The sequence below is a fragment of the Paenarthrobacter sp. 10N417 genome (genome assembly GCF_056394745.1).
The window spans coordinates 119,476-142,982 of the sequence record NZ_JBFTIL010000011.1; the positions used below are offsets into that span (position 1 = coordinate 119,476).

The following is a 23,507-nucleotide window of genomic DNA, read 5'->3' on the forward strand; positions in this document are numbered from 1 at the left end:
TTACACAGGAGCCGTGGTTGGCGTTTCATACGTCAGCCACGGCTCCTTTCTGTTCTCTGGCGACGCCCGAATTCTTCAGCGCCTCGCCCGCGGGCTGATGACGCCTAAATCCGGGCGTCGTCAGCCCGTTTCGTGGGCACCAAGGAATTTGCGTGGCGCCGGCTGATCCGCCGAGTAGGAGATCGCGCTGTGAAAATCCCGGGAGCCTCAATTACTCCATCCGTCTCGTTGCGGTGAACGGTGCAACTACGGTATGTTACTCATCAGTAACTTACTACTCGCCGGTAACTTCCGGGGCCGTGACGTGGTCGCAGGTGACCACCCTTGAAGGAGCGCACATGTCCAACGCTGCATTCGACGCCAACAACCTTCCTTATGCCGATGGTGACTTCTACGCCTTCGAGCAGATGCTGACGGGCAAGGAGCAGGACCGCCTGGCCGAGGTTCGGGAGTTCCTGGCCCGCGAGGTCAAGCCCATCGCCGTGGACTGCTGGAACCGCGCTGAGTTTCCGATGGAGCTCATCCCTAAGTTGGCGGAAATCGACCTCGTCAGCCCTGTGCGCCGGCAAGGCTATTCGAATCTCTTCGCCGGCATCCTCCATGCGGAAGTGACCCGCGCCGACGCTTCCATTGCGACGTTCATGGGTGTCCATGATGGTCTGTTCACCGGCTCCATCGAAACCCTTGCTTCCCAGGAGCAGAAGGATGCCTGGCTTCCGGACATCTACTCCTTGAAGAAGATCGGCGCCTTCGGTTTGACCGAACCCCTGGGCGGTTCGGATGTGGCAGGAGGTACCCGGACCACCGCGCAGCGCGATGGAGACAACTGGATCCTCAACGGCGCCAAGCGCTGGATCGGCAACGCCACGTTCTCCGATTGGGTGGTCATCTACGCCAAGGATGTGGCCGACAACCACGTCAAGGCATTCCTCGTGGACACCTCACTGCCCGGATACTCGGCAAGCAAGATCGAGAACAAGATCTCCCTGCGTACTGTGCAGAACGCCGACATCATCCTGGACAACGTGGTGGTGCCGGACTTCTTCAAGCTGGCCAACGGCAACAGCTTCCGCGATACCAACAAAGTCCTCAAGGTGACCCGGCTCGCCGTCGCCTGGCAAGCCGTGGGGCTTCAGCTCGCTGCCTTCGATGTGGCCCGAGCCTACGCGGTGGAGCGCCAGCAATTTGGCAGGCCCCTGGCGGCCTTCCAGTTGGTGCAGAACCAGTTGGTTCAGATCCTGGGCAATGCGGTGGCATCAATGGGCATGATGGTGCGGTTGGCCCAGCTTGAGGATGCGGGGGTTGCAAAGGACGAGCAGTCAGCGTTGGCGAAGGCGTTCACAACCGCCCGCATGCGGGAAAGTGTTGCCCTTGGCCGCGGGATCCTGGGTGGCAATGGCATTGTCACGGACTACGAAATGGCAAAGATCTTCTCCGACGCGGAGGCCATCTACTCCTACGAAGGCACGCACGAGATCAACACCCTGGTGACTGGACGCGCCATCACGGGAGTTTCGGCCATCGTGTAGGTTTTCTGCCATCGTCCAGGTACAAAGCCCCGCACCAATGCCCTCTATTCCAGCGGCAACAGGATGGATGGCCTCAGATCCTCCACGAATCCCAAAGGGTTGACGTAATCCTCGCCGCGGCGGACGCCCCAATGTATGCAAGCAGTAGAGCTGCAGTGTCCGGGGACCAGGGAGCCGATAACCTGGCCCTTTTGCACGGCATCTCCGGGTTTTAGGTCGCTGATCACCGGCTCAAAGCTGCTGCGAAGGCCCTCGCCATGATCGATCGTCAGGACCGGACGGTCAACCACGACGCCAGCAAAGGTCACCACGCCATCGGATGGCGAGGTGACCGGGGCGCCGTCGAACGTTGGCCCCAGGTCCACGCCGCGGTGTCCGCTCAGCCACGGCTTGTCCGGCGGATCGAACGCGCGAAGGATGGCGGGCTTGGGGGAGAGTGGCCAAGCCCACCGCTCCTCTGCCGGCGCCGTTGCACCCGGGATTCCGGCCAGGGTGGCGGCGAGGACAAAAGTGGATATGGAGAGCTTCAAAATGGCCATGTACCAAGGCTTTCCGCTCCCGCCCTGCCGTACCATCCCCGGGCTGTCCTATGTGGACAACATCGCGTTCGGTCGGTCAAACGAGTGGTGCTGCTGTAGTACACTTGGTGGAGCAGTTTGCTGTGCCCTCAAGCTAATTCAGGAGCATGTCTCATTCAGATATGTGAGGGTCCAGAGCTGACTACGCGTATCCAGCCCTCCACCAGCGAAGCCTCTTGGCTTTAGGCTGCGGAGGATTGTGCCTCTTGCGGTCCGGTTGAGCCTTGTGGCCCCACATCGGATGAGAAGTGCAATGGATGCCAGGAGCCGCGCCCGTCCGGGCAAAGGCTAAACAACCGTCAACTATTGGCAGGGTAAGAGCAGCCCCATGGGCTCTCTCATGAATGACCTGCCGGAAGGAGCGTCGGCATGCCCGTCGTAACTATGCGCCAGCTGCTTGACAGCGGCGTCCACTTTGGACACCAGACCCGTCGTTGGAACCCGAAGATGAAGCGCTTCATCTTCACGGAGCGCAACGGCATCTACATCATTGACCTTCAGCAGTCGCTGTCCTACATCGACCGCGCCTACGAGTTCGTCAAGGCTACTGTCGCCCACGGCGGCACCGTCCTGTTCGTCGGCACCAAGAAGCAGGCTCAGGAAGCAATTGCCGAGCAGGCTACCCGCGTTGGCCAGCCGTACGTGAACCAGCGTTGGTTGGGCGGTATGCTCACCAACTTCCAGACCGTCGCCAAGCGTATCCAGCGCATGAAGGAACTCGAAGAGATCAACTTCGAGGACGTCGCCGGCTCCGGTTACACCAAGAAGGAGCTCCTGCTCCTCAAGCGCGAACTCACCAAGCTTGAGTCCAACCTCGGTGGTATCCGCAACCTGACCAAGGCCCCGTCTGTTCTGTGGGTTGTTGACACCAAGAAGGAACACCTTGCTGTCGACGAAGCCAAGAAGCTGAACATCCCGGTTGTTGCCATCCTGGACACCAACTGCGATCCCGATGAAGTTGACTTCCCGATCCCGGGCAACGACGACGCCATCCGCTCCGTCAACCTGCTTACCCGCGTTGTTGCCGACGCCGTTGCTGAGGGCCTCATCGCCCGCAACCAGCGCGCCACCGGCACCACCGAGGCTCCGGAAGAGCCGCTGGCCGAGTGGGAGCGCGAGCTCCTCGAAGGCAGCAAGACTGAAGAAGCTCCGGCCGCCGAGGCTGCTGAAGCTCCCGCTGCCGAAGCTACTGAAGCTGCAGCCGGCGAAGCCGAAGCAACCAAGTAAATTTGGACCTTCCCTGAGACCGGAGACGGCATCGGGGGCATCTGACAGGATGGCGGCTCACACGGTGGGCTGCTGTCCTGTCAGTCCGTAATCACACAACTTTCTAGACAGAGGGGTTCACATGGCGAACTACACTGCTGCTGACATCAAGGCCCTGCGCGAGCGCACCGGCGCCGGCATGATGGACGTCAAGAAGGCTCTTGACGAAGCCAACGGTGACGCCGAGAAGGCCATCGAAATCATCCGCATCAAGGGCCTCAAGGGCGCTACCAAGCGCGAAGGCCGCTCCACCGCTGAGGGCCTGGTTGCTGCCAAGGTTACCGACGGCGTGGGCGTAATGATCGAGGTCAACTGCGAGACCGACTTCGTCGCCAAGGCTGACAAGTTCATCCAGCTGGCTGACAAGGTCCTCAACGTTGCAGTCGAGTCCGGCGCTGCCGACCTCGAAACCCTGCTCGCTACCGAGGTCGACGGCAAGCCGCTGTCCGAAATCGTCATCGAAGAGGGCGCTGTCCTCGGCGAAAAGGTTGTTGTCCGCCGTATTTCCCGCGTTGAGGGCACCACGGTTGACGCCTACCTGCACAAGACCTCCAAGGACCTTCCTGCACAGGTCGGCGTCCTGTTCGCTGTTGATGGTGAAGGCGAAGCCGCTGCCACCGCAGCACACGACATCGCTGTCCACGTTGCAGCCATGGCTCCGAACTACCTGACCCGCGAAGACGTCCCGACCGAACTGGTCGAGTCCGAGCGCCGCATCGCTGAAGAGACTGCCAAGGCTGAAGGCAAGCCGGAAGCTGCCCTCTCCAAGATTGTTGAAGGCCGTGTGACGGGCTTCTACAAGGGTGAGGTCCTGGTTGACCAGGCATTCGCCAAGGATTCCAAGAAGACCGTTGCACAGGTCCTCGAAGAAGCCGGCGTCAAGGCAACCGCAGTATCCCGTTTCCGAGTCGGAAACTAGTAATTCATGAAAAGGGGTGGTCACTTCGGTGGCCGCCCCTTTTTCATGCACCCGTCCGGGTAGTATCTGCGCGGACGCACAGCACGATAATCTAGCCAGAGTCCACCAACGGGAAGGCACCATGGAAACCGTCAATACTGCAATCCAGCCCGAGAAGACCCGCCGCCGTGTACTTCTGAAACTTTCCGGCGAGGTCATCGGCGGAGGCAAGCTCGGCGTCGATCCTGAGACCGTCCGCGCTATCGCCAAGCAGATCGCTGCTGCCGTCGCTGACGTCGAAGTAGCCATTGTGGTTGGCGGTGGAAACTTCTTCCGCGGAGCCGAACTATCCCAGAGCGGCATGGACCGTTCCCGTGCGGACTACATGGGCATGCTTGGCACGGTCATGAACTGCCTCGCGCTGCAGGACTTCCTGGAGCAGGCGGGTGTCGAAACCCGCGTCCAGAGCGCCATCACCATGGGCCAGGTGGCAGAGGCGTACATTCCTCGCCGGGCCATCCGCCACATGGAAAAGGGCCGCGTGGTCATCTTCGGTGCAGGAGCCGGTCTGCCGTACTTCTCCACGGACACAGTAGCTGCACAGCGTGCGCTCGAAGTCCACGCCGACGTCGTACTGATGGCCAAGAGCGGTGTGGATGGCGTCTACACCGCAGATCCCAAGAAGGATTCCTCCGCCGAAAAGCTTGATGTCCTCAGCTATGACGACGCCCTGCGCCGGGACATTCGGGTCATGGACCAGACAGCCATGACCATGTGCAAGGACAACAACCTCTCCATGGTGGTCTTTGGCATGGAGGGCGAGGGCAACGTTACCCGCGCCATCCTGGGTGAAACGCTGGGAACCCTGGTTACTCCCTAGCAGCGGCTAGGATATTTCTAGGACCGTCCGCCCCTCGTGGCGGATCTTTACTGTGCATTCCTGTAACGTGCATTGCCGCCCGCAGTTGGGCAGCGACTATTTTCTGAGGAGAAACCCGTGATCGAAGAGACCTTGCTCGAAGCCGGCGAGAAGATGGACAAGGCGGTTGAGGTAGCCAAGGAAGATTTCGCCTCGATCCGTACGGGCCGGGCAAACCCAGGGCTCTACAACAAGGTGATCGTGGAGTACTACGGCACACCCACTCCGCTGCAGCAGCTCGCATCCTTCGCAGTTCCGGACGCACGGACCATCCTCATCACGCCGTACGACAAAACGGCACTGCGTGACATCGAGAAAGCCTTGAGCGACTCCGAGGTTGGCGCCAACCCCTCCAACGACGGCAACATCATCCGTGTCACCATCCCGGAGCTCACCAAGGAGCGCCGCAAGGAATACGTCAAGATCGTCAAGGGCAAGGGTGAAGACGCCAAGGTCTCCATCCGCAGCATCCGCCGCAAGGCCAAGGACGCTATCGACAAATTCGTCAAGGACGGCGACGCCGGCGAGGACGAAGGTTCACGCGGTGAGAAGGAACTCGACGCCATCACCAAGCAGCACGTCGACAGCATTGACGAACTGCTCAAGCGCAAGGAAGCCGAGCTGCTCGAGGTCTAATGAACCAGGCAGAGCCGGCACCCGCTGGGCGGGTCCCGACACGCGATACGAGCAAACGCGTCAGGCGTCTGCGAGGGAACCCGACGCCGAAGGCAGGCCGTAATCTTCCGGCTGCCATCGGCGTCGGGCTTGCCATGCTTTTCGCCGTGCTTGGGGGACTGCTGTTCCTCCCGCTCGGATTCGTCCTGCTCACAACATCGTTTGCGGTGCTGGGCGTTTGGGAAGTTTTCAGGGCCCTCGAGGCCCAGGGGACCAGGATGCCGATCATCCCAGTGATGATCGGAACCCTGGTGATGCCTGTTTCCGCCTACTTTGGCGGTTTGGAAGGCTTGTTGTTCACCATGACGGCAAGCTGCGTCGCAGTGCTGCTGTGGCGCTCCATTGAGAGTGCCGCAGGTGCCCCCCGCAGCGTCTTCGCGGGTGTCTTCACTCTCGCTTGGATACCGTTCCTGATCAGCTTCGCCGCGCTCCCGCTGCATGCCAGCGGCGGCGCGACTCCGGTCGGCTTGTGGCCGGACGGCATTCCAGGTGGAGCCTGGCAGATCGCCACCATGCTGCTCCTGGTCGTATCGAATGACACGTTCGGTTACATCGTGGGCGCCTCCTTTGGGAAGCACCCGATGGCACCGAAAATCAGTCCCAAAAAGTCCTGGGAAGGATTTGCCGGTTCTGTCGCAGGCGCCATGATCATTGGTGTTCTTGCGTGTGTCCTCATGTTGGACAAACCGTGGTGGGTTGGCCTGGTGCTGGCTACCGGCATGGTTGCTGCTTCGACGGCGGGAGACCTCGCCGAGTCCATGGTCAAGCGCGAACTTGGCGTGAAGGACATGAGCAGCATCCTTCCCGGCCACGGCGGTGTCATGGACCGTTTGGACTCGATCGTCTTCGCGGCCCCTGTAGCCTATGTTCTGTTCGCGCTGCTGAGCGGCGTCTGACACCCCGATGAAGGAAAATTAGTGACTTTGGATATTCGTCGCCAGATTCCCGCAACGTTCGATCGCGTTGAGCGCAGCAAGTATGGCTACAACGCCAAGCAAGTGGATGCGTTCCTTAGCCGTGCCAGGACTTCTTTCGAGAACCCTGTGGGTGCCGCCGATCAAGTGGCCAGTACGGATGTACGCGATGTAGCTTTTGACCCGGTCAAGGGTGGTTACGACGCCAACAGCGTCGACGCCGCGTTGGATCGGCTTGAAGACGCTTTCGCAAGGCGGGAACGCGATGACCTCATCAGCCAGCAGGGCGAGGAAGCCTGGCTGCGGCAGATCGGTAAACTCTCCGGCATCCTTCGTGGACGGCTGCACCGGCCCGACGGCGAACGATTCCGCCGCCCGGCCAAGAAGAAAGTCCGCAGCTACAACGTCCAGGACGTGGATGCACTCTGCGCCGAACTCATCGGTTACCTGGAACACGATCAGCCCCTCAGCGTGGACACCGTTCGCCGCGCCGTCTTCCGCGCCGCCAAGGGCGACGAAGGCTATGACGAAGCCCAGGTGGATGCATTCCTTGACCGTGTGGTTGAACTGATGGCGGCCATCGACTGAGAAGGCCTCCAAACTAACGTGGTGTTGGGGAGATGGGTGGGTTGTTCTTCCACACATCGAGGTAGCGGCGCCTCCCTCGAGCCAGCACTGTAACGAAAAAAGCCAGTGCTGCCACGACGGCAACGCCCACCGCGACAGCGGCTGGCAGTCCTGCCACCAACAGCGCCGAGCCAACCAACAAGGCGATCAGTGCTGCGTTTACAGTTGCCATGAATATCATGCTGCTGCCGGCCACTTGGCTGAAGTCCTTCCTGCCGCCGAAGAAGTAGTACGTACGTTTCGAACCTTCTTGGTCGTCGTGGGATCCAGCCATAAGGTACCTCGCCATGCCTGGATCCAGATCTACGTACGCGGCCCGCAACCGGTTCATGGCGATGACGTACATAAGATCCTCCATTCCGACGCTGATGACGCGTATGTGGGTTAACAGCCCCACCATCAGGTCAATGGTGAGGATGGTCAGCGCGAATGCCCTGAAGGCTTCGGAGAATTGCGTAGCTTGTCCCACCAGGGCAACACTCAGCAGGCTGGCCGATGTGAACGTCAGGAACATGCTGATACGCGTGAGCACCTCACCTTGTGTAGTGCTCCTTGAAGCAAGAAGGCTCCAGTGTTCGGTGGCCAGCAGCTGGGCCCTGATGCTGGGCGACAACGCCGGTAGGGTCATGGGCGGTTCGGGGCTGGCTGCACCCGGTTCCTCGGACATGGCGTCATTGTCCACCTTGCGCCATGCCCGGACAACAGGGTGCCAATACAACAGGGCGCCGGTTCAGTGCCTTCTGTCAGCGTTCCGTTGCCACTGGCCGTTCTGGAACGTGCAGGCGGGACATGACGCGGTTCACGGAAGCCGGCACACGGTTCTTGGTCCAGACGGAGACTGCCACCGTCACTGCGAAAGCAGCGGGGACCGTCCATGCAGCCGGTTGCGCCAACCAGGCAGGAGCATTGCCCTGGCCCATGACAGTGCCCATCACCATGGCCCCGCCACACAGCAGCGCACCGGTCACCATCCCCGCAATTGCCCCGGCATCGGTCAGCCCACGCCACCAGATTCCCAGCAGCAACACGGGACAAATGGTGGAGGCCGTAAAGGCAAAGACCAGTCCAACGCTCCCGGCCAAGGCCAGAGTGTCTGTCATGAAAGCAAAACCCAAAGGCACGACGGCGGCAAGCAGCGCCGCGAGGCGGAATCCCCGGACGCTTCCCCCAAAGAGGTCCTGGCTGATGACGCCTGAGAGCGAAACGACCAGCCCGGACGTGGTGGACAGAAACGCGGCGAAGGCGCCGGCAACCACGAGGGCTGAGAGGAGTTCGCCGGCTGTTCCTCCCACGAGCTTGCCAGGCAACAGCAGGACCAGGGCGTCGGCTTGTCCTGATTGTGCCAGCTCCGGGGCGAAGATTCTTCCCAGAGCGCCGGACAGCGTGGGGAAGAGGTAGAACACAGAGAGCAGTCCAAGGACGATCAATGTGGTGCGGCGTGCCGATTGTCCATCTGGATTTGTGTAGAACCGTACCAGGACGTGCGGCAGGCCCAACGTCCCGAAGAGCAGTGCCACCAGGAGCGAAATGTTCTGGTAGGCGCTGGCGGCTGGCTGGCCAGTGGGATTGACCGGGAGCTGGGCTTGGTGCGGGGTGTCGTTTCCAGCCAGCACCAGGAGCACGAAAATCACGGGAACGGCCAACGCAGTCAGCTTGAGCCAATACTGGAAAGCCTGGACGAACGTAATGGACCGCATCCCACCTGCCACCACCGTGAGGCACACCACCAGCACCACCGCCGTCGAACCTACCCAAGACGGCAGTCCCGTGGTGATGCGGATGGTGAGCGCAGCGCCATGAAGCTGGGGCACGATGTACAGCCAGCCGACGGCCACCACTACCAGGCTTGTGACGCGTCGAACCATCTTGGAATCCAGGCGCGCCTCGGTGAAGTCCGGGATGGTGTACGCGCCAGAGCGCCGCAGGGGAGCGGCAACGAAAAGCAACAGCATGAGGTAACCAGCGGTGTAACCAACAGGGAACCACAAGGCATCGGTTCCGGAGAGCAGGATCAGTCCCGCGACGCCCAGGAAGCTCGCGGCGGACAGGTATTCGCCGCCAATCGCGGAGGCATTCCACCACGGCGGGACTGTGCGCGAGGCAACGTAGAAGTCTCCAGTAGTGCGTGAGATGCGCAGGCCATAGAAGCCGATGACCGCCGTCGTGATCGAAACTGCCAGAAAGGCGACCAAACCAACAGCAGGGTTCACTTGTCCTCCACAAGGTCCCGATATCGGGCTTCATTGCGTGCGGCCGCGCGGTTGTACAGCCAGGCGCTGAGGCCGATCACGGGGTAGATCCCCAGCCCCAGCAACAGCCAGTCGAGCGGAATGCCCAGGATCCGGGTCTCGGCCACCCCTGGTCCGAAGACCAGCAACAGGGCGAACGCAGCGAGAATGAGCAGGAAGCCGCAGGCCACCACCAATGCGAGCCGCAGTTGCGAGCGGATGAGGGAACGGACGAAAACGCGTCCCGCGTCCGAATCCTCGGCGACTTCGCCACCGTAAGGGAACCGGGTGGGGGTCGGTATGGCTGCTTGGTGTGGTGCCGTGACCCGAACGCGCGTCATCCTTGAGGCCGGATGCGGGTGGATTGCAGCTTGTCACGCACCGATGGCAGGTGGCGCCGGCTAATGGGCAGTTCCGCGCCAGCCACTCTTACGCTGGGGGCAGTCGCAGAAAGCTTCAAATGCCCCACATGGTCCAAGGCAATCAGGTAGCTGCGGTGGATCCGGATAAAACCGGCTTCGGCCCACTTCTGTTCCAGATCGCTGAGCGGGACGCGGATCAGGTAACTGGCTTCGGCTGTGTGCAGCCTGGCGTAATCGCCCTGCGCCTGCACGTAGCTGACATCATCCCGACGGATCATGCGTGTAGTGCTTCCCAAGTCCACCGTGATCATTTCGGGAGCAGGAGCGCCGTCCTTGATCAGCTCGCTGATCCGGTCCACGGATCGTGCCAGCCGCTCGGCACGGAGCGGCTTGAGGAGATAGTCGATGGCAGCGAGGTCAAAGGCCTCCAACGCGCAGTCTTCGTCAGCGGTGACGAACACGACGGCGGGCGGGCTGCTGCTGCGCGCGATGGCGCGGGCGATGTCCAAACCAGATAGGGCCGGCATATGGATGTCGAGGAACACGGCGTCAACGGACTCCCGGTCAAGGATCCGTAAAGCCTCGGCCCCGGACGAGGCGCGATGGATGGTCCCGATGCGCGCATCCCGCCCCAGCAGGAAAGCGAGCTCCTCCACGGCAGGCAGTTCGTCATCAGCGACGAGCACGTTGATCATGATTAAAGATTAGCCCGGTGTGTCAGGCGTCATGTCCTGGCTGGGATTTGGGCACCCGCATGGTGATCAATGTTCCTTCACCGGGGGCCGTTTCGATAACGAGGCCGTGCTCGTCCCCATAGACCTGCCGCAAGCGGGCGTCCACGTTGCGCAAGCCCACGTGCTCACCGTCCGTATGTCCGGCAAGCACGGACCGCAGGTGCTCAGGTTCCATCCCCACACCGTCGTCCTCGATGGTGACCTCGGCGAACGCGCCGGAATCATTGGCGCAAATGGTGATGTGTCCGGGGCCTTCCTTCGCCTCAAGGCCGTGCCGGACCGCGTTCTCCACCAGCGGTTGCAGGCTAAGGAACGGTATGACGGTGCTCAGCACTTCGGGTGCGATCCGAAGGCTCACCTGCACGCGCTCGCCGAACCGGGCCCGTTCCAGAAGAAGGTAGCGGTCGATGCAGCGCAGTTCCTCGGCCACCGTGGTGAAGTCGCCATGCCTGCGGAAGGAGTACCTGGTGAAGTCGGCGAATTCCACCACGAGCTCCCTGGCCCGTGCTGGATCTGTATTGATGAAAGAAGCGATGGCGTTCAAGGAGTTGTAAATGAAGTGGGGGCTGATTTGAGCACGAAGAGCCCGGACTTCTGCCTCCATGAGCAGAGTCCGCGACGCCTCCAATTCAGCCAGCTCAAGCTGGGCGGCAATCCAGTCAGCCACTTCGCTGGTGGCCCTTACCAGTCCGGCGCCAGCCGCAGGCGCAAGGGCAGCCACCGATCCGACCACCCTGGAACCAGCACGGATGGGGGCAATAACGGCACTGAAGTCATGGTGGCCGTGCTCGGATTTTGCGTGCGCCGAATGCCCTGCGTGGGGCACCACGGCAGTCCGGCCCGTCGCCAGCACCTCCGCGGCGTGACGCATGAGGGAGGGCCTCAGCTCCTCGGCAGCCCCATCCCATGCAAGGACCGAACCGGTGTCCGTGATGGCCAACGCATCACAGCCGAGGAGCATTCGCAGTTGCTTGCTCGCCTTGGCCGCGCCAGAGGCTTGCAGTCCGCCACGCAGGTGCTGCCCTGCACGCGAGGCTGCATGGAGTGTGTTGTAGGTGGCGCGTTCAGCATCCGTACCAAGGTCCCGGAAGGAGCGAATCACCTTCAACCCAACACCCACGACGACGGCGACGGCCAGCACGATCACGGCGATCGCGGCTGCGGTGAAGAGCGGGGAGTCAGGCATAGAGCCAGAGTAGCCGGATGCTCGCTCACATCCTGCGCGGTTTTTCCTGATGCTCGCTCACATCCCACCGGCTTTTTCCCGATGCTCGCTCACATCCTGCGCGGTTTTTCCTGATGCTCGCTCACGTCCCACCGTTCGGCGCAGCATCCTGACCGTTGGGCGACGGTGGCAGCTGGTTCTCTGGAACCACTGGCACGGCGCGTTCGATAGTGATTGCAGTCACATTGGCAAAGCGTGTGGAGCTGATGTGGACACATCACAATCAGGAGGAACCATGGGTAATGAGGCCCAACCCCAGGACGCAACAGCGTCCGTGGACTTCCAGGAAGTCCAGCAAACGGAACGGTTCAAGACGCTGCGCAAGCGGCACCGCAGTTTTGTCTTCCCAATGGCAGTGGCGTTCCTGCTTTGGTATTTCGCCTACGTTCTCTTGGCCGACTACGCCGTCGGCTTCATGTCCATCAAAGTTTGGGGCAACATCAACGTCGGCCTGATCCTCGGACTGCTCCAATTTGTCACCACGTTCGGCATCACCGCTTGGTACGTGAGCTACTCCAACCGGAAGCTGGACCCCATCGCTGCCGATATCCGCAACGAGATCGAGGGCCACCAGTTCGATAAGGACGGCAATGTGATCAGCAGGGCAGCCAAATGACCACGAACCACATCAGCACCCTTGTCCCCGCGGTAAACGTCGCCGCATTGAAGGATACGACGCTCCTCAACATGGGTATTTTCGCGCTCTTCGTGGCCGTCACCATGGTGATCGTCTTCCGGGCCAGCAGGAACAACAAGACCGCGGCGGACTACTATGCGGCCGGCCGTTCCTTCACCGGTTCACAGAACGGTACAGCGATCGCGGGCGACTACCTTTCGGCGGCCTCGTTCCTCGGTATCACTGGCGCCATTGCTATCAACGGATATGACGGGTTCCTCTACTCCATCGGCTTCCTCGTTGCATGGTTGGTGGCATTGCTCCTTGTCGCCGAGCTCTTGCGCAACACCGGCAAGTTCACCATGGCCGATGTCTTGTCGTTCAGACTGCGCCAGCGTCCCGTCCGAATAGCGGCAGCCCTCTCCACCCTTGCGGTTTGCTTCTTTTACCTGCTAGCGCAAATGGCGGGAGCCGGTAGCTTGATTTCGCTCCTCTTGGGCATCAGCGACTGGGGCGGACAAGCTTTGGTGATCATCGTCGTCGGCGCCTTGATGATTATGTACGTCCTGATCGGCGGCATGAAGGGCACCACGTGGGTGCAGATCATCAAAGCCATCCTGCTGATCGCAGGAGCTGCAGTCATGACCGCCTGGGTGCTGGCGATCTACGGCTTCAATCTCTCCAATCTGCTCGGTTCCGCGGCCGAGGCCGCCAACAACCCGGCCGTTCTCAACCCAGGCCTGCAGTACGGGAAGACGGAGACGTCCAAGCTGGATTTCATGTCCCTGGGCTTGGCGCTGGTCCTCGGCACAGCTGCCCTCCCACACGTTTTGATGCGTTTCTACACGGTTCCCACAGCCAAGGAAGCACGCAAATCCGTGGTCTGGTCGATCTGGCTGATCGGCCTGTTCTACCTGTTCACGCTGGTACTGGGTTACGGCGCAGCGGCTTTGGTTGGAGCAGACACGATCAAGTCCGCACCCGGCGGCGTCAACTCTGCCGCACCCCTGCTGGCCTTCCACCTCGGTGGGCCGCTGCTGCTCGGATTCATATCCGCCGTCGCTTTCGCCACCATCCTGGCAGTGGTAGCGGGACTGACCATCACGGCTGCGGCGTCCTTTGCCCATGACATCTACGCCAATGTCATCTCTAAGGGCAAGGCCGACGCCACCACAGAGGTCAAGGTGGCCCGGCGCACCGTAGTGGTCATCGGTATTCTCGCCATCCTCGGTGGAATCTTCGCCAACGGCCAGAACGTCGCCTTCCTGGTGGCTCTTGCCTTCGCAGTGGCAGCTTCGGCCAACCTGCCAACAATCGTCTACTCGTTGTTCTGGCGGAAGTTCACCACACAGGGTGCCGTATGGAGCATGTATGGCGGCCTGGCCTCGGCCATCCTGCTCATTGCGTTCTCGCCCGTGGTCTCGGGTGCAAAGACGTCCATGATCCAGGGAGCCAACTTCGCGTTCTTCCCGCTGAGCAACCCGGGCATCGTATCCATCCCCCTCGCATTCCTGCTGGGCTGGCTGGGGACCGTCCTGGATAAGCGCCGTGAGGATCCGGCCAAGCAAGCGGAGATGGAAGTCCGCTCACTGACAGGTATCGGTGCAGAGAAAGCAGTGGATCACTGAGGTCAACAAGAATCGAGGCCAAACACGGGGGGCTCCTTCTGCCAAACGGCGGGGGAGCCCTCGGGCATGCCAGGACTAATCACCTCTTGAGGCTGAGCCATTCCGTCAACTGTTCCAAAGGCCATGTGGTGACAATCCGTTCCTTGGGCACCCCAAGTGCCTCGGCACGTTCGGCGCCATACTGAAGGAAATCGAGTTGGCCAGGGGCATGGGCATCACTGTCAATGCTGAAGAGGCAGCCGGCGTCCAGCGCCATCTTGATCAACGCGTCCGGAGGGTCCTGCCGCTCCGGCCGTGAATTGATTTCGACGGCGACGCCCCACTCGGCACATTCGGTGAAGACCTTCATGGCATCGAATTCGGACTCAGGACGGGTGCCGCGCGATCCTTGAACCAGGCGGCCCGTGCAATGCCCCAGGACGTTCGTGTGTGAATCGCTGATTCCGGCAAGCATCCGCTTGGTCATGGTCTTCTTGTCCGAGCGCAGCTTCGAGTGGACACTGGCCACCACCACGTCCAGCCGGTCCAGCATTTCCGGCGTCTGGTCCAGGGTCCCGTCCTCCAGGATGTCCACTTCGATGCCTTTGAGCAGGCGGAAGCCGTCCTGATTAGCATTGATCCCTTCCACCACACCGAGCTGTTTCTCCAGCCGTTCAACGCTGAGGCCATTGGCGATGGTCAGGTTGGGGGAGTGGTCAGTGAGGGCAAGGTATTCACGGCCCAGGGTTTTGGCGGCAGCCACCATGGTTTCAATCGGTGAGCCGCCGTCGGACCAATTGCTGTGGCTGTGCAGGTCACCGCGTAACGCTGCCTTGAGGGTGTCGCCGCCGGACGCCAAGGATTCCGCGCCACGCTCGCGAAGGTCGGCCAGATAATCGGGCACCCTGTCTTCCAGAGCCTGGGTAATGACTTCACGGCTTCGGTCCCCAACACCTTTCAGGCTCGTGACTCTTCCGTTCCGGACGAGCCTGGCCAACTCGTCGGGCGGAAGCTGCCGAACGGCGTCGGCCGCTTTCCTGAAGGCCTGGACCTTGAAGGTGGGGGCTTGGCCACGTTCCAACCAAAAGGAGATTTCTTCGAGCGCCTCAACGGGATCCATGGCTCCATGATCCACGAACCGGGCGCACCATCAACAGTGGGCAATGTTGATGGTGCGCGGGTTCGGGAGATTGCCACTAGTGGTGGTGGCTTGGAATCTGTGCTGGAGGTGTGCCTTCGGAGGGGACTTGGCCGTGTTCGCCGTGGGGGACGGCGTGCTGGCCTGCCATGGATGCTGCCAGTCCCGGCGTGGCAACTGACGCAACAACGACGGCGGCCCCGAACGCGGCTGCCAGAAGCCGCCCGGTCCTTGGCAGGCCGTGGGCGCCGCCGTCGTTGGTCTTTTGCTGCCGACCCAGCCAACCGCCTCCGCCAAGTGCCATGAGCGATAGGCCCAAGGCGGCAAGATGGCTCACGTCAAGCGACGGTTCACTAGCCGCCAAACCGCCTGTAAGGACGGCGATGTGGGTAGCGGCCGCAACCGCCAGAGCGGGAAAGGCAAGCCGGCGGAAGACAAGGGTGTTGCGGTGGAGCCCCCATAAAGACCACGCCAGGAAAGCGAGTCCAGCTGCCAGGGCAACCATTCCAGCAACCACCAAGCCAAGCGCAGCAGCTTCTGTCAGGCAGCCAGCCGCAATGGACAGTTCCACCATCCCGGCGGCCATGGCCGCGAAGTAGACGAACAACAACGCGGCCGCGTTCAGTGTGGGGTGATATTTGACTGCCATGGCGCTGTCCTCGGTCTCGATGGTTCCGCGATCAGGGATTCCGTGGGTGAGGTTCCGCGATCAGGCGCGGGCCGAGACGACGACGGCCTTGTCCTGGGACAGGGCGACACCCAGAAGCACAACAGCGCTGGCCAGGTGCAGGACGTTGTCTGCCCCGTTCAGGGCGATGATGTTCAGCGAAGTACCCACGAGGAAAAGGCCGAGGATACCCACCAGCAGATAGACGCCGCCCACCGCGCTGTTAACGGATTTGGAAAGCGTGACGCTGTTCATGCCCGCGTAAAGAAGGGCTGCACCTATGGCCAAGTGAATGACGTTGTGCAGGGGGTTCACCGCGAAGATGATCAGGTTGGCGCCTTCGGTGGCGAAGAACCCGATTCCCGAAGTGACGAAGAATCCGAGCACGCCTACCAAGAGGTATACGGCTCCGAAGATGGTGGCGATCAAGCGATTGGGCGAAGTACGCATTGGTCCGAACCTTCCGGTGATGGCAGGGACTTTCCCGGCCGTCCTGTGGAACCCCGGACGGGGCTCTCAAACAGTGATTCGGACCATGAATGGATGCGGATGGGTGGAAACTGGATTATTTTTCCGCCGTTATGGACGGAGGCGGATGCTGCTCATTTTGAGATCGTCGGTCCCTTCGAAAACGTACTTGAGATCGATGGTCTTGCCACTGCACTGCAAGGTTCCCGCGATGTCCGCTTTATTATTGCCGTTGTTCGAGTTCACGCTCACCGAGCTGTAATTGGGTTTGCATGAGTCGTCAAGTTCCAGGCTGGCAATGCCGTCGATGAAGGACTGCTTATCCAGTTCGTCCTTCAAGGCCTGGTGCAGATAGTTGTCATAAGCCTGCTCTGTTTGCCCTGAAACAACCAGGTTGGTGAACTCGTCAGCCAACGATCTCGCCTTCGACGTCGCGCTGCCCACGACATTCACCAGCACCAGGATGCCCACCACGGCCAGGACGATGACTCCTGCCACAATACTCAGGACAATCCAGAGCACCTTCCTGCTCTTGGCCGGCGGTGGAAACTGCTGGCCGTACTGGCCGGGCGCGTACTGGCTCTGCGGGTACTGACCGGGCGGGTACTGGCCTTGCGGGTACGGGTTTTGGTCCGGTGGGTACTGTCCAGGGGCGTTCTGACCTTGGGAGCCCGGGGACGACGGCGGCTGTTGCCACTGCGGTGGAGTTTCGTTCGGTTGGGAGTACCCGGGGCCGGGCGGGACGGGTGGTGGGTTCTGGCCGTATTCGCTTCCACCGTATTGATTTCCGCTGCGCTGTCCGTCGCGACCATTCGGTTCCTGCGGGTTGCTCACTGTAGTGCCCCTTTCGGCAGCCTGCGGCAGCGCCACCACGTAGCCGGAAACCGCTGGCCGGCCCCCGATGCGTCCATCTGAATCAAATCGCATTCACGGTTCCACAGGCAAGGGCCAAAAGGTACTAAACGGCAGGTGAAAGCCGGGGGTTTAGCCTTCAGAGCGCCGACCCAGCAGGGGTTGCACCCGGTACGGAATCATTTCCCGCATCGCCAAGGCAGTGTCGGTGCGGTCAACGCCGTCGCACGCAAGGATCTTGCCGTTGATCCGGTAAAGGTCCTCGGCATCCAGCGCCACCACCCGCAAGAGCAAGTCGGCTGATCCGGTGAGGCCAAAACCTTCCAGGATCTCCGGGATGTCCGCAAGATCCTTCGCGAGGGAGGCGAGTTTCTGTTGCTGGACATGCACGGTGATGAATGCCGTGAGGGGGTAGCCGAGGGCGACCGGATTGATGCGCCGCTCAAAGGAGAGAAAAGCATGCTTCTTCTCAAGCTGGGCCATGCGTGCCTGGACGGTATTGCGGGACAGGCCAAGTCTCTGGGCGAGGGCCACAACGGTCCCTCTGGGATCCTTTGCCATCGCTGAAAGGAGCCGGGTGTCAGTGCCATCCAAAGGTTGCATAATGCGCAAGATTAGCACGGCCTGGCCCCTGTCAACATGGCAGAATGCTCAAGTTTTTCATCGGTAGTTGTACCCCATGCGTCTTGTGAGTAGGGTCACAATTAACGCTGGCGAAGGAGCCAGGGGGTCGGTCTGTGCTTGGATCACAAGTCCAGCAGGGCCGACAAAACCTAGCCGGAAGGTTGCGATCACCTGTGTTGACGGATAAGGCGGGCAAGGGAGTGCAAAATGACGCTCCGCGCCCCGGACAAAGTGCACATAATCCTTTGCGGACGGGGGGCAACCTCCTGCAGTTGGTGTCGCCGGAAGGCGAACGGATCAGCCACCCGGAATTTGATCTCTGGATCAAGGACATCGGCGATGAGCAATTGGGCTCCTTGTTGGAGGACATGACAGTCATCCGCCGCATCGATACCGAAGCCACAGCCCTCCAGCGGCAGGGAGAACTGGCCCTATGGCCGCCGCTGCTGGGACAGGAAGCAGCCCAGATCGGTTCAAGCCGTTCCTTGCGCGACGACGACTTTGTTTTCCCCAGCTACCGTGAAAGCGGCGTCGCGTACATCCGTGGAGCCCATGTCTCGGAGATCGCCCAGGTTTGGCGGGGAAATGCCCTGTACTCCTGGGATCCAAAGCGAATCAACATGGCGACGCCCCAAATCATCATTGGTTCCCAGAGCCTCCACGCCACCGGTTACGCCATGGGCGTCCAACTGGACGGCGCCAGCACGGCAGTACTTGCCTACTTTGGGGATGGCGCCACGAGCGAAGGTGACGTGAGCGAGGCCATGGTGTTTGCCGCCAGTTTCCAGGCTCCAGTGGTCTTTTTCTGCCAGAACAACCACTGGGCTATTTCCGAACCCGTGCGGGTTCAGTCCCACGTTCAATTGGCCGACAGGCCTACAGGGTTCGGCATCCCGAGCCTGCGCGTTGATGGAAACGATGTCCTCGCCGTCATGGCCGCTACCCGCTGGGCTTTGGATCGCGCCCGCAGCGGTGGCGGGCCAACGTTTATCGAAGCGGTCACCTACCGCATGGGTCCGCACACTACGGCCGATGATCCCACGCGGTACCGGGACCCGAACGAGCTGGAGGACTGGGCTGCCAAGGATCCTATTCTCCGCCTGCGGAGGCTCCTTGACGCCAAGGGCCTGCTCACCGAAGACCTTGAGAGCAGAGTCAAAGCCAAGGCCGACGCCGTTGCAGCCGAACTCCGTACCAGCTGCGTTAACATGCCTGATCCGCAGCCGTTGGACGTCTTTAACCACGTTTACAGCACGCCCAATTCCTGGATTGAACGCCAGAAGGATCAGTATTCGCGCTACCTGAACAGTTTCAACCARCCGGTCGAGGAAGGTGCACTCTGATGTCCCAGCTCACTTTTGCCCGGGCTATCAACGCCGGCCTTCGCAAGTCACTGGAAAACGATCCCAAGGTCATCCTCATGGGTGAGGATATTGGTTCCCTCGGTGGTGTCTTCCGTGTCACCGACGGACTCCAGAAGGATTTTGGAAAGCACCGTGTGATTGATACGCCGCTGGCCGAGTCCGGCATCATCGGAACCGCAGTGGGCCTGGCCTACCGGGGCTACCGCCCAGTGTGCGAGATCCAGTTCGATGGCTTCATTTATCCTGCTTTCGATCAGATCGTCAGCCAGGTGGCCAAGATGCACTACCGGACCCAGGGGCGGGTCAAGATGCCCATCACCATCCGCGTTCCTTTCGGTGGAGGCATTGGCTCGCCGGAGCACCACTCGGAATCGCCCGAAGCATACTTCACTCACACCTCAGGACTTCGGGTAGTGGCGGTGTCCAACCCCCAGGACGCCTACACCATGATCCAGCAGGCCATTGCATCCGATGATCCTGTTCTCTATTTCGAACCCAAGCGCCGCTACCACGACAAGGGTGACGTCGATGAGTCGATCGACCTCTCCAACGTCATGCCGTTGGACAAGGCAGCTGTGGTCAACGCCGGTTCGGACGTCACCCTGGTGGCTTACGGCCCTCTGGTAAAGACCGCCAAGGATGCGGCACAGGCTGCGGCAGATGAAGGAGTCTCCGTGGAAGTCATCGACCTCCGCTCGTTGGCTCCCGTTGACTACCCGGTGGTGGAAGCATCCGTGCGCAAGACGGGCCGGCTGGTCATCACGCACGAGGCCGGACAATCCGGTGGCCTCGGAGCGGAGATTGCGGCCAGCATTACTGAACGCTGCTTCAACTACCTGGAGTCCGCCCCCGTCCGGATTACCGGCTTCGATGTTCCCTATCCCTACTCGAAGCTTGAAATGCACCATCTCCCGGATCTGGACAGGATTCTGGATGGCGTGGACCGCACCTTGGGCCGCCCCAACTCCCTGAGTGGACTGGAAGGATGACCGCCACCATGATCAAGGAATTCAGGCTGCCGGACCTTGGCGAAGGCCTGACCGAGTCGGAAATCCTGAGCTGGAAGGTCGCCGTGGGGGACACTGTCACCCTCAATCAGGTCATTGCGGAGGTGGAGACGGCCAAGGCCGTCGTCGAGCTGCCGTCGCCTTTCGCCGGCGTCGTAGCGGCCCTGCATGAGCAGCCCGGTTCCGTGGTGGAGGTCGGCAAACCGATCGTCTCCTTCGAAGTGGACGACGCCGGGGCCTCCAACGGGGGCAACGGACCTGTCGCTGGACATCAGGCTGCCGGCGAACCGGAGTCCACCAGCGAAACTGCATCAGACGGGGGATCTGGATCGAACAGCGGATCTGGACCGAACAGCGGGTCGCAACCAGTCGAGGCGAGCGGGGCGACCGCAAATCCCGCCAAACGTGAGCCGAACCTGGTGGGGTATGGCGCCGTCGTCGAGCACACCGGACGGCCCACGCGCCGGGTCCGTGCCAACGTCCAAGCCGTCCAAACAGAAACTGTCCAAACAGAAACCACCCAAGCCGAAACGCCGCAGGCTCGCCCCGCGGAAGTGGCGCGGGAGTCAACCCCTCACCCTGACGCAGCCACGGCTGAGCGTCCACGTTCCACACCGCCTGTCCGTAAGCTGGCGCGCGATCTGGGGATCGACCTGCAGCTGGTTCCCGGCACTGGCCCAGGTGGACTCATCACGCGGGAAGACGTCCAGAACTTCACGGGTGAAGCGGAAGCCACAAGCGCAGCACCAGCGGAGCCGGCAGCGACCGGCGAACGTGAAACGCGTATGCCTATCAAGGGTGTCCGGAAGTTCACTGCGGCCGCCATGGTGCAGAGCGCATTCACTGCTCCGCACGTGACGGAGTTCCTGACGATCGACGTCACTGCGACCATGGAATTGCTCGCGCGGCTTCGGGCCAGCAAAGCGTTTGAGGGCTATAAGCTCACTCCGCTCACCATTGCGGCCAAGGCGGTCCTGATAGCGCTACGGAACAACCCAACGTTGAACTCGCGGTGGGACGGGGCGCGCCAGGAGATCATCCAGTACAACTACGTCAACCTTGGCATCGCGGCTGCTACGCCCCGGGGCCTGACGGTACCGAACATCAAGGATGCCGATCGCCTGACCCTGCGGGAACTTGCCACAGCATTGTCGGAACTCACAGACACCGCACGTGCCGGCAAGACGTCTCCGTCAGATCTCTCGGGCGGCACCATCTCTATCACCAACATCGGAGTATTTGGGATCGACGCTGGAACGCCCATCCTGAATCCGGGCGAGGCTGCCATCGTGGCCTTGGGTGCAGTGCGGAAGGCGCCGTGGGTGGTGGATGATCAGATCGCCGTACGCCAGGTGATGTCTCTGAGCCTGTCCTTCGACCACCGCTTGGTGGATGGCGAACAGGGCTCACGCTTCCTGGCGGACCTTGGCGCTATCCTGTCCGATCCCGCCATGGTGTTGACTATGGTCTAGCTTCACGAATGTAGGAAGCTGCGCCGACCCACCCCTTTACGAGTGCTTGCAGGAAACTGCGGCTAAGGGGTGGGTCGTCGCGCGTTCAGTCTTCTGTGGGGGTGGTCCGATTGGAGTGGACATCGCGCCAGCTGTGTTCGGGCTCGAAACCAAGGAGCTGGCGGGCTTTGTCGATGGACAGCATCGTTTCGTGCTGGCCCAGTTCCTTGACAACCTCCACGCCGGGAAAGACTTCCGCGGCAAGCTCGGCGCTGCTTCGGCTCATCACGGTGTCAGAAGCGGCGATGATGAAGGCCTCGAAACCGGGTGCACCTTTCTCCAGGGCGCGGACAACCGCTTGGGCCCCGTCGCGGGCATCGATGTAGCCCCACAGATTCCACTTGCGCAGCGTGGCGTCCCCGTCAAAGGACGGGAAGGCGTCGTAGTCTTCGGGGTCCATCACGTTGGAGAACCTTAGTGCGGTGATGCTCAACGCCGGGTCCCAGCGCGTGAGCTGGATGGCCATCTGCTCCTCGAGGTGTTTCACGAGCGAGTACGTGCTCTCAGGCCGGGCCGCGTACTCCTCATCCACGGGAATGTAGGGAGGGTCGATGTCGAAGGGGAGTCCCAGGACCGTCTCGCTGGAGGCATAAACCACCTTCTTGATGCCCGCTCGCCGCGCTGCCTGAAAGACGTTGTAGGTGGAGAGCATGTTGTTTTCAAAAATTGCGGCGTCCGGAGCCAATCCCGGTGCGGGGATGGCAGCCAAATGGACGATGGCGTCCAAACCGCTGTGTTGGTCGTCCAAGCCGAGGACGACGTCGAGGACCTGTCCATAATTGCGAAGGTCCACATTTACGTAGCCGCGGCCCCTCTTGCCTGCGCGGTCAATGTTGAGCACGTGGTACCCATCCTGCGTCAGCCGGCGGACCACGCTCCTGCCCAGTTTTCCGCTTCCGCCGGTTACGGCAATCCTCATGGTGCGCTCCTCGATAGTGGCTAGTATCAACCATGTTGCTTTAGGGATTCAGTATGGGTTCGAGCTTCAGCCTAGGCTCCACTTCCGCCCAGCACAGCCCCTGAAACTGGCCCTGTGAGTCCTAGGAACACTGGAACGGCCCAAGAGCATACGGGTTGCCTGTGCAGGTTGCAGGTCGCAGGCAGGGGCAATCAGGCAACTGGAGGAGGTCGCAGGCAGGGGCCTGGCTCGCGTGTGCATCGCCTCGCGCGCAGGCACGCGGCACCCATCTGTGCATCGCATCCGGCACCCATGAGCATCCGGCACACTTCCGCATACCCGCGGCACCGCGCTGGCCGCACCCGGCATCATTGTCGGGCAGGTTTATGTTCTCTGGGGTGTGTGGTGGTGGTTGCGTCGGGGTGTTTGTTTGGGGTCGATGTGTGGTGGTGGGGTGAACCAGGGCACGCCGGTGTTCATGTCGATCCGCCATTGTTCTTTGTGGATGACGTGGTGGTGGTGGCTGCAGAGCAGGGTGCCGTTCTCGGTTCCTGTGGTGCCGCCGTGTGACCAGTAGGTGATGTGGTGGGCTTCGCACCAGGGGGCGGGCATGGTGCAGTCGGGGAATGCGCAGCCGCCGTCGCGCGCGGTGATGGCTTTGCGGATGTGCGGTGGGAAGATCCTGCTGGTGCGGCCGATGTCCAGGACGCGGGAGTCGGTTCCGAGCAGGACGGGGAGGATGTCCGCGTCGCAGGCGATTTTGCGGATGGTGTTGGGGTGCATCGGGCCGACGAAGGTCG

At 61.4% G+C, this 23,507-nt stretch carries 25 protein-coding genes; 12 read left to right on the forward strand and 13 right to left on the reverse strand.

Annotation, left to right across the window (positions count from 1 at the left end):
• Positions 1 to 338 precede the first annotated feature (338 nt).
• On the forward strand, positions 339 to 1,529 hold the full coding sequence (locus AC1DCM_RS15020; RefSeq protein WP_442006235.1) for an acyl-CoA dehydrogenase family protein: 1,191 nt from the start codon (positions 339 to 341) through the stop codon (positions 1,527 to 1,529).
• A gap of 44 nt (positions 1,530 to 1,573) precedes the next feature.
• Here AC1DCM_RS15020 and AC1DCM_RS15025 read toward each other — a convergent pair whose 3' ends face one another.
• Complete coding sequence (locus AC1DCM_RS15025; protein WP_442006236.1) at positions 1,574 to 2,068, reverse strand: M23 family metallopeptidase; 495 nt, start codon at positions 2,066 to 2,068, stop codon at positions 1,574 to 1,576.
• A 408-nt stretch (positions 2,069 to 2,476) separates the two neighbouring features.
• Between AC1DCM_RS15025 and rpsB the strand changes: the two genes are divergently transcribed.
• The 6 genes from rpsB to AC1DCM_RS15055 all read left to right on the forward strand — a co-directional run bounded on the left by rpsB (position 2,477) and on the right by AC1DCM_RS15055 (position 7,367).
• Positions 2,477 to 3,334, forward strand: a complete 858-nt coding sequence (gene rpsB / locus AC1DCM_RS15030) for a 30S ribosomal protein S2 (RefSeq protein WP_442006237.1) — start codon at positions 2,477 to 2,479, stop codon at positions 3,332 to 3,334.
• Positions 3,335 to 3,455: 121 nt separating this feature from the next.
• Positions 3,456 to 4,292, forward strand: a complete 837-nt coding sequence (gene tsf / locus AC1DCM_RS15035) for a translation elongation factor Ts (RefSeq protein ID WP_442006238.1) — start codon at positions 3,456 to 3,458, stop codon at positions 4,290 to 4,292.
• Between the two features lie 121 nt (positions 4,293 to 4,413).
• Positions 4,414 to 5,151 (forward strand): UMP kinase, encoded by a 738-nt coding sequence (pyrH, locus tag AC1DCM_RS15040; protein WP_224092194.1) that lies wholly within the window; start codon positions 4,414 to 4,416, stop codon positions 5,149 to 5,151.
• Positions 5,152 to 5,268: 117 nt separating this feature from the next.
• Positions 5,269 to 5,826 (forward strand): ribosome recycling factor, encoded by a 558-nt coding sequence (frr, locus tag AC1DCM_RS15045; protein WP_216925335.1) that lies wholly within the window; start codon positions 5,269 to 5,271, stop codon positions 5,824 to 5,826.
• Positions 5,826 to 6,761, forward strand: coding sequence for a phosphatidate cytidylyltransferase (locus tag AC1DCM_RS15050; protein WP_431119376.1), 936 nt, complete (start codon positions 5,826 to 5,828; stop codon positions 6,759 to 6,761). The genes frr and AC1DCM_RS15050 overlap by 1 nt, the downstream gene beginning before the upstream one ends.
• A gap of 21 nt (positions 6,762 to 6,782) precedes the next feature.
• On the forward strand, positions 6,783 to 7,367 hold the full coding sequence (locus AC1DCM_RS15055; RefSeq protein WP_442006239.1) for a DivIVA domain-containing protein: 585 nt from the start codon (positions 6,783 to 6,785) through the stop codon (positions 7,365 to 7,367).
• 13 nt (positions 7,368 to 7,380) lie between these two features.
• Here AC1DCM_RS15055 and AC1DCM_RS15060 read toward each other — a convergent pair whose 3' ends face one another.
• The 5 genes from AC1DCM_RS15060 to AC1DCM_RS15080 form a co-directional block, all read right to left on the reverse strand.
• Positions 7,381 to 8,073, reverse strand: coding sequence for a hypothetical protein (locus tag AC1DCM_RS15060; protein ID WP_442006240.1), 693 nt, complete (start codon positions 8,071 to 8,073; stop codon positions 7,381 to 7,383).
• 76 nt (positions 8,074 to 8,149) lie between these two features.
• Positions 8,150 to 9,616 (reverse strand): sodium/solute symporter, encoded by a 1,467-nt coding sequence (locus AC1DCM_RS15065; RefSeq protein WP_442006241.1) that lies wholly within the window; start codon positions 9,614 to 9,616, stop codon positions 8,150 to 8,152.
• Positions 9,613 to 9,975 carry a hypothetical protein gene (locus AC1DCM_RS15070; RefSeq protein ID WP_442006242.1) on the reverse strand — a complete coding sequence of 121 codons (363 nt, stop codon included), beginning with the start codon at positions 9,973 to 9,975 and terminating at the stop codon, positions 9,613 to 9,615. The genes AC1DCM_RS15065 and AC1DCM_RS15070 overlap by 4 nt, the downstream gene beginning before the upstream one ends.
• Positions 9,972 to 10,691, reverse strand: a complete 720-nt coding sequence (locus AC1DCM_RS15075; protein WP_442017005.1) for a LytR/AlgR family response regulator transcription factor — start codon at positions 10,689 to 10,691, stop codon at positions 9,972 to 9,974. The genes AC1DCM_RS15070 and AC1DCM_RS15075 overlap by 4 nt, the downstream gene beginning before the upstream one ends.
• A 22-nt stretch (positions 10,692 to 10,713) precedes the next feature.
• Positions 10,714 to 11,916 (reverse strand): sensor histidine kinase, encoded by a 1,203-nt coding sequence (locus tag AC1DCM_RS15080; protein WP_442017006.1) that lies wholly within the window; start codon positions 11,914 to 11,916, stop codon positions 10,714 to 10,716.
• A 274-nt stretch (positions 11,917 to 12,190) separates the two neighbouring features.
• Here AC1DCM_RS15080 and AC1DCM_RS15085 point away from each other — a divergent pair, with 274 nt between their 5' ends.
• Positions 12,191 to 12,571 carry a DUF485 domain-containing protein gene (locus AC1DCM_RS15085; RefSeq protein ID WP_442006245.1) on the forward strand — a complete coding sequence of 127 codons (381 nt, stop codon included), beginning with the start codon at positions 12,191 to 12,193 and terminating at the stop codon, positions 12,569 to 12,571.
• On the forward strand, positions 12,568 to 14,199 hold the full coding sequence (locus AC1DCM_RS15090) for a solute symporter family protein (protein WP_477518824.1): 1,632 nt from the start codon (positions 12,568 to 12,570) through the stop codon (positions 14,197 to 14,199). The genes AC1DCM_RS15085 and AC1DCM_RS15090 overlap by 4 nt, the downstream gene beginning before the upstream one ends.
• A gap of 79 nt (positions 14,200 to 14,278) precedes the next feature.
• Here AC1DCM_RS15090 and AC1DCM_RS15095 read toward each other — a convergent pair whose 3' ends face one another.
• From AC1DCM_RS15095 to AC1DCM_RS15115, 5 genes are all read right to left on the reverse strand, one after another.
• Entirely contained in the window at positions 14,279 to 15,298 is a 1,020-nt protein-coding gene (locus AC1DCM_RS15095) for a PHP domain-containing protein (RefSeq protein WP_477518825.1), read from the reverse strand.
• 76 nt (positions 15,299 to 15,374) lie between these two features.
• Complete coding sequence (locus AC1DCM_RS15100; protein ID WP_477518826.1) at positions 15,375 to 15,965, reverse strand: hypothetical protein; 591 nt, start codon at positions 15,963 to 15,965, stop codon at positions 15,375 to 15,377.
• Positions 15,966 to 16,025: 60 nt separating this feature from the next.
• Complete coding sequence (locus AC1DCM_RS15105; RefSeq protein ID WP_442006249.1) at positions 16,026 to 16,433, reverse strand: DUF4383 domain-containing protein; 408 nt, start codon at positions 16,431 to 16,433, stop codon at positions 16,026 to 16,028.
• A 129-nt stretch (positions 16,434 to 16,562) separates the two neighbouring features.
• Positions 16,563 to 17,378 carry a hypothetical protein gene (locus tag AC1DCM_RS15110; protein WP_477518827.1) on the reverse strand — a complete coding sequence of 272 codons (816 nt, stop codon included), beginning with the start codon at positions 17,376 to 17,378 and terminating at the stop codon, positions 16,563 to 16,565.
• 57 nt (positions 17,379 to 17,435) lie between these two features.
• Complete coding sequence (locus tag AC1DCM_RS15115; RefSeq protein WP_442006251.1) at positions 17,436 to 17,906, reverse strand: Lrp/AsnC family transcriptional regulator; 471 nt, start codon at positions 17,904 to 17,906, stop codon at positions 17,436 to 17,438.
• 194 nt (positions 17,907 to 18,100) lie between these two features.
• On the opposite strand from AC1DCM_RS15115, the gene pdhA reads away from it, so the two are divergent.
• From pdhA to AC1DCM_RS15130, 3 genes are read left to right on the forward strand one after another with little or no spacing between them, the layout of a single operon-like run.
• Positions 18,101 to 19,270 (forward strand): pyruvate dehydrogenase (acetyl-transferring) E1 component subunit alpha, encoded by a 1,170-nt coding sequence (gene pdhA / locus AC1DCM_RS15120; RefSeq protein WP_477518828.1) that lies wholly within the window; start codon positions 18,101 to 18,103, stop codon positions 19,268 to 19,270.
• Positions 19,270 to 20,280, forward strand: a complete 1,011-nt coding sequence (locus AC1DCM_RS15125; RefSeq protein WP_477518829.1) for an alpha-ketoacid dehydrogenase subunit beta — start codon at positions 19,270 to 19,272, stop codon at positions 20,278 to 20,280. Before pdhA ends, AC1DCM_RS15125 begins: the two co-directional genes overlap by 1 nt.
• On the forward strand, positions 20,277 to 21,770 hold the full coding sequence (locus AC1DCM_RS15130; RefSeq protein WP_477518830.1) for a dihydrolipoamide acetyltransferase family protein: 1,494 nt from the start codon (positions 20,277 to 20,279) through the stop codon (positions 21,768 to 21,770). The genes AC1DCM_RS15125 and AC1DCM_RS15130 overlap by 4 nt, the downstream gene beginning before the upstream one ends.
• Before the next feature lie 85 nt (positions 21,771 to 21,855).
• On the opposite strand, the gene AC1DCM_RS15135 is transcribed toward AC1DCM_RS15130, so the two are convergent.
• Positions 21,856 to 22,728, reverse strand: coding sequence for an NAD-dependent epimerase/dehydratase family protein (locus AC1DCM_RS15135; RefSeq protein ID WP_477518831.1), 873 nt, complete (start codon positions 22,726 to 22,728; stop codon positions 21,856 to 21,858).
• A 363-nt stretch (positions 22,729 to 23,091) separates the two neighbouring features.
• On the reverse strand, positions 23,092 to 23,507 hold a 416-nt coding region (locus AC1DCM_RS15140), incomplete at its 5' end, for an HNH endonuclease signature motif containing protein (RefSeq protein WP_477518832.1).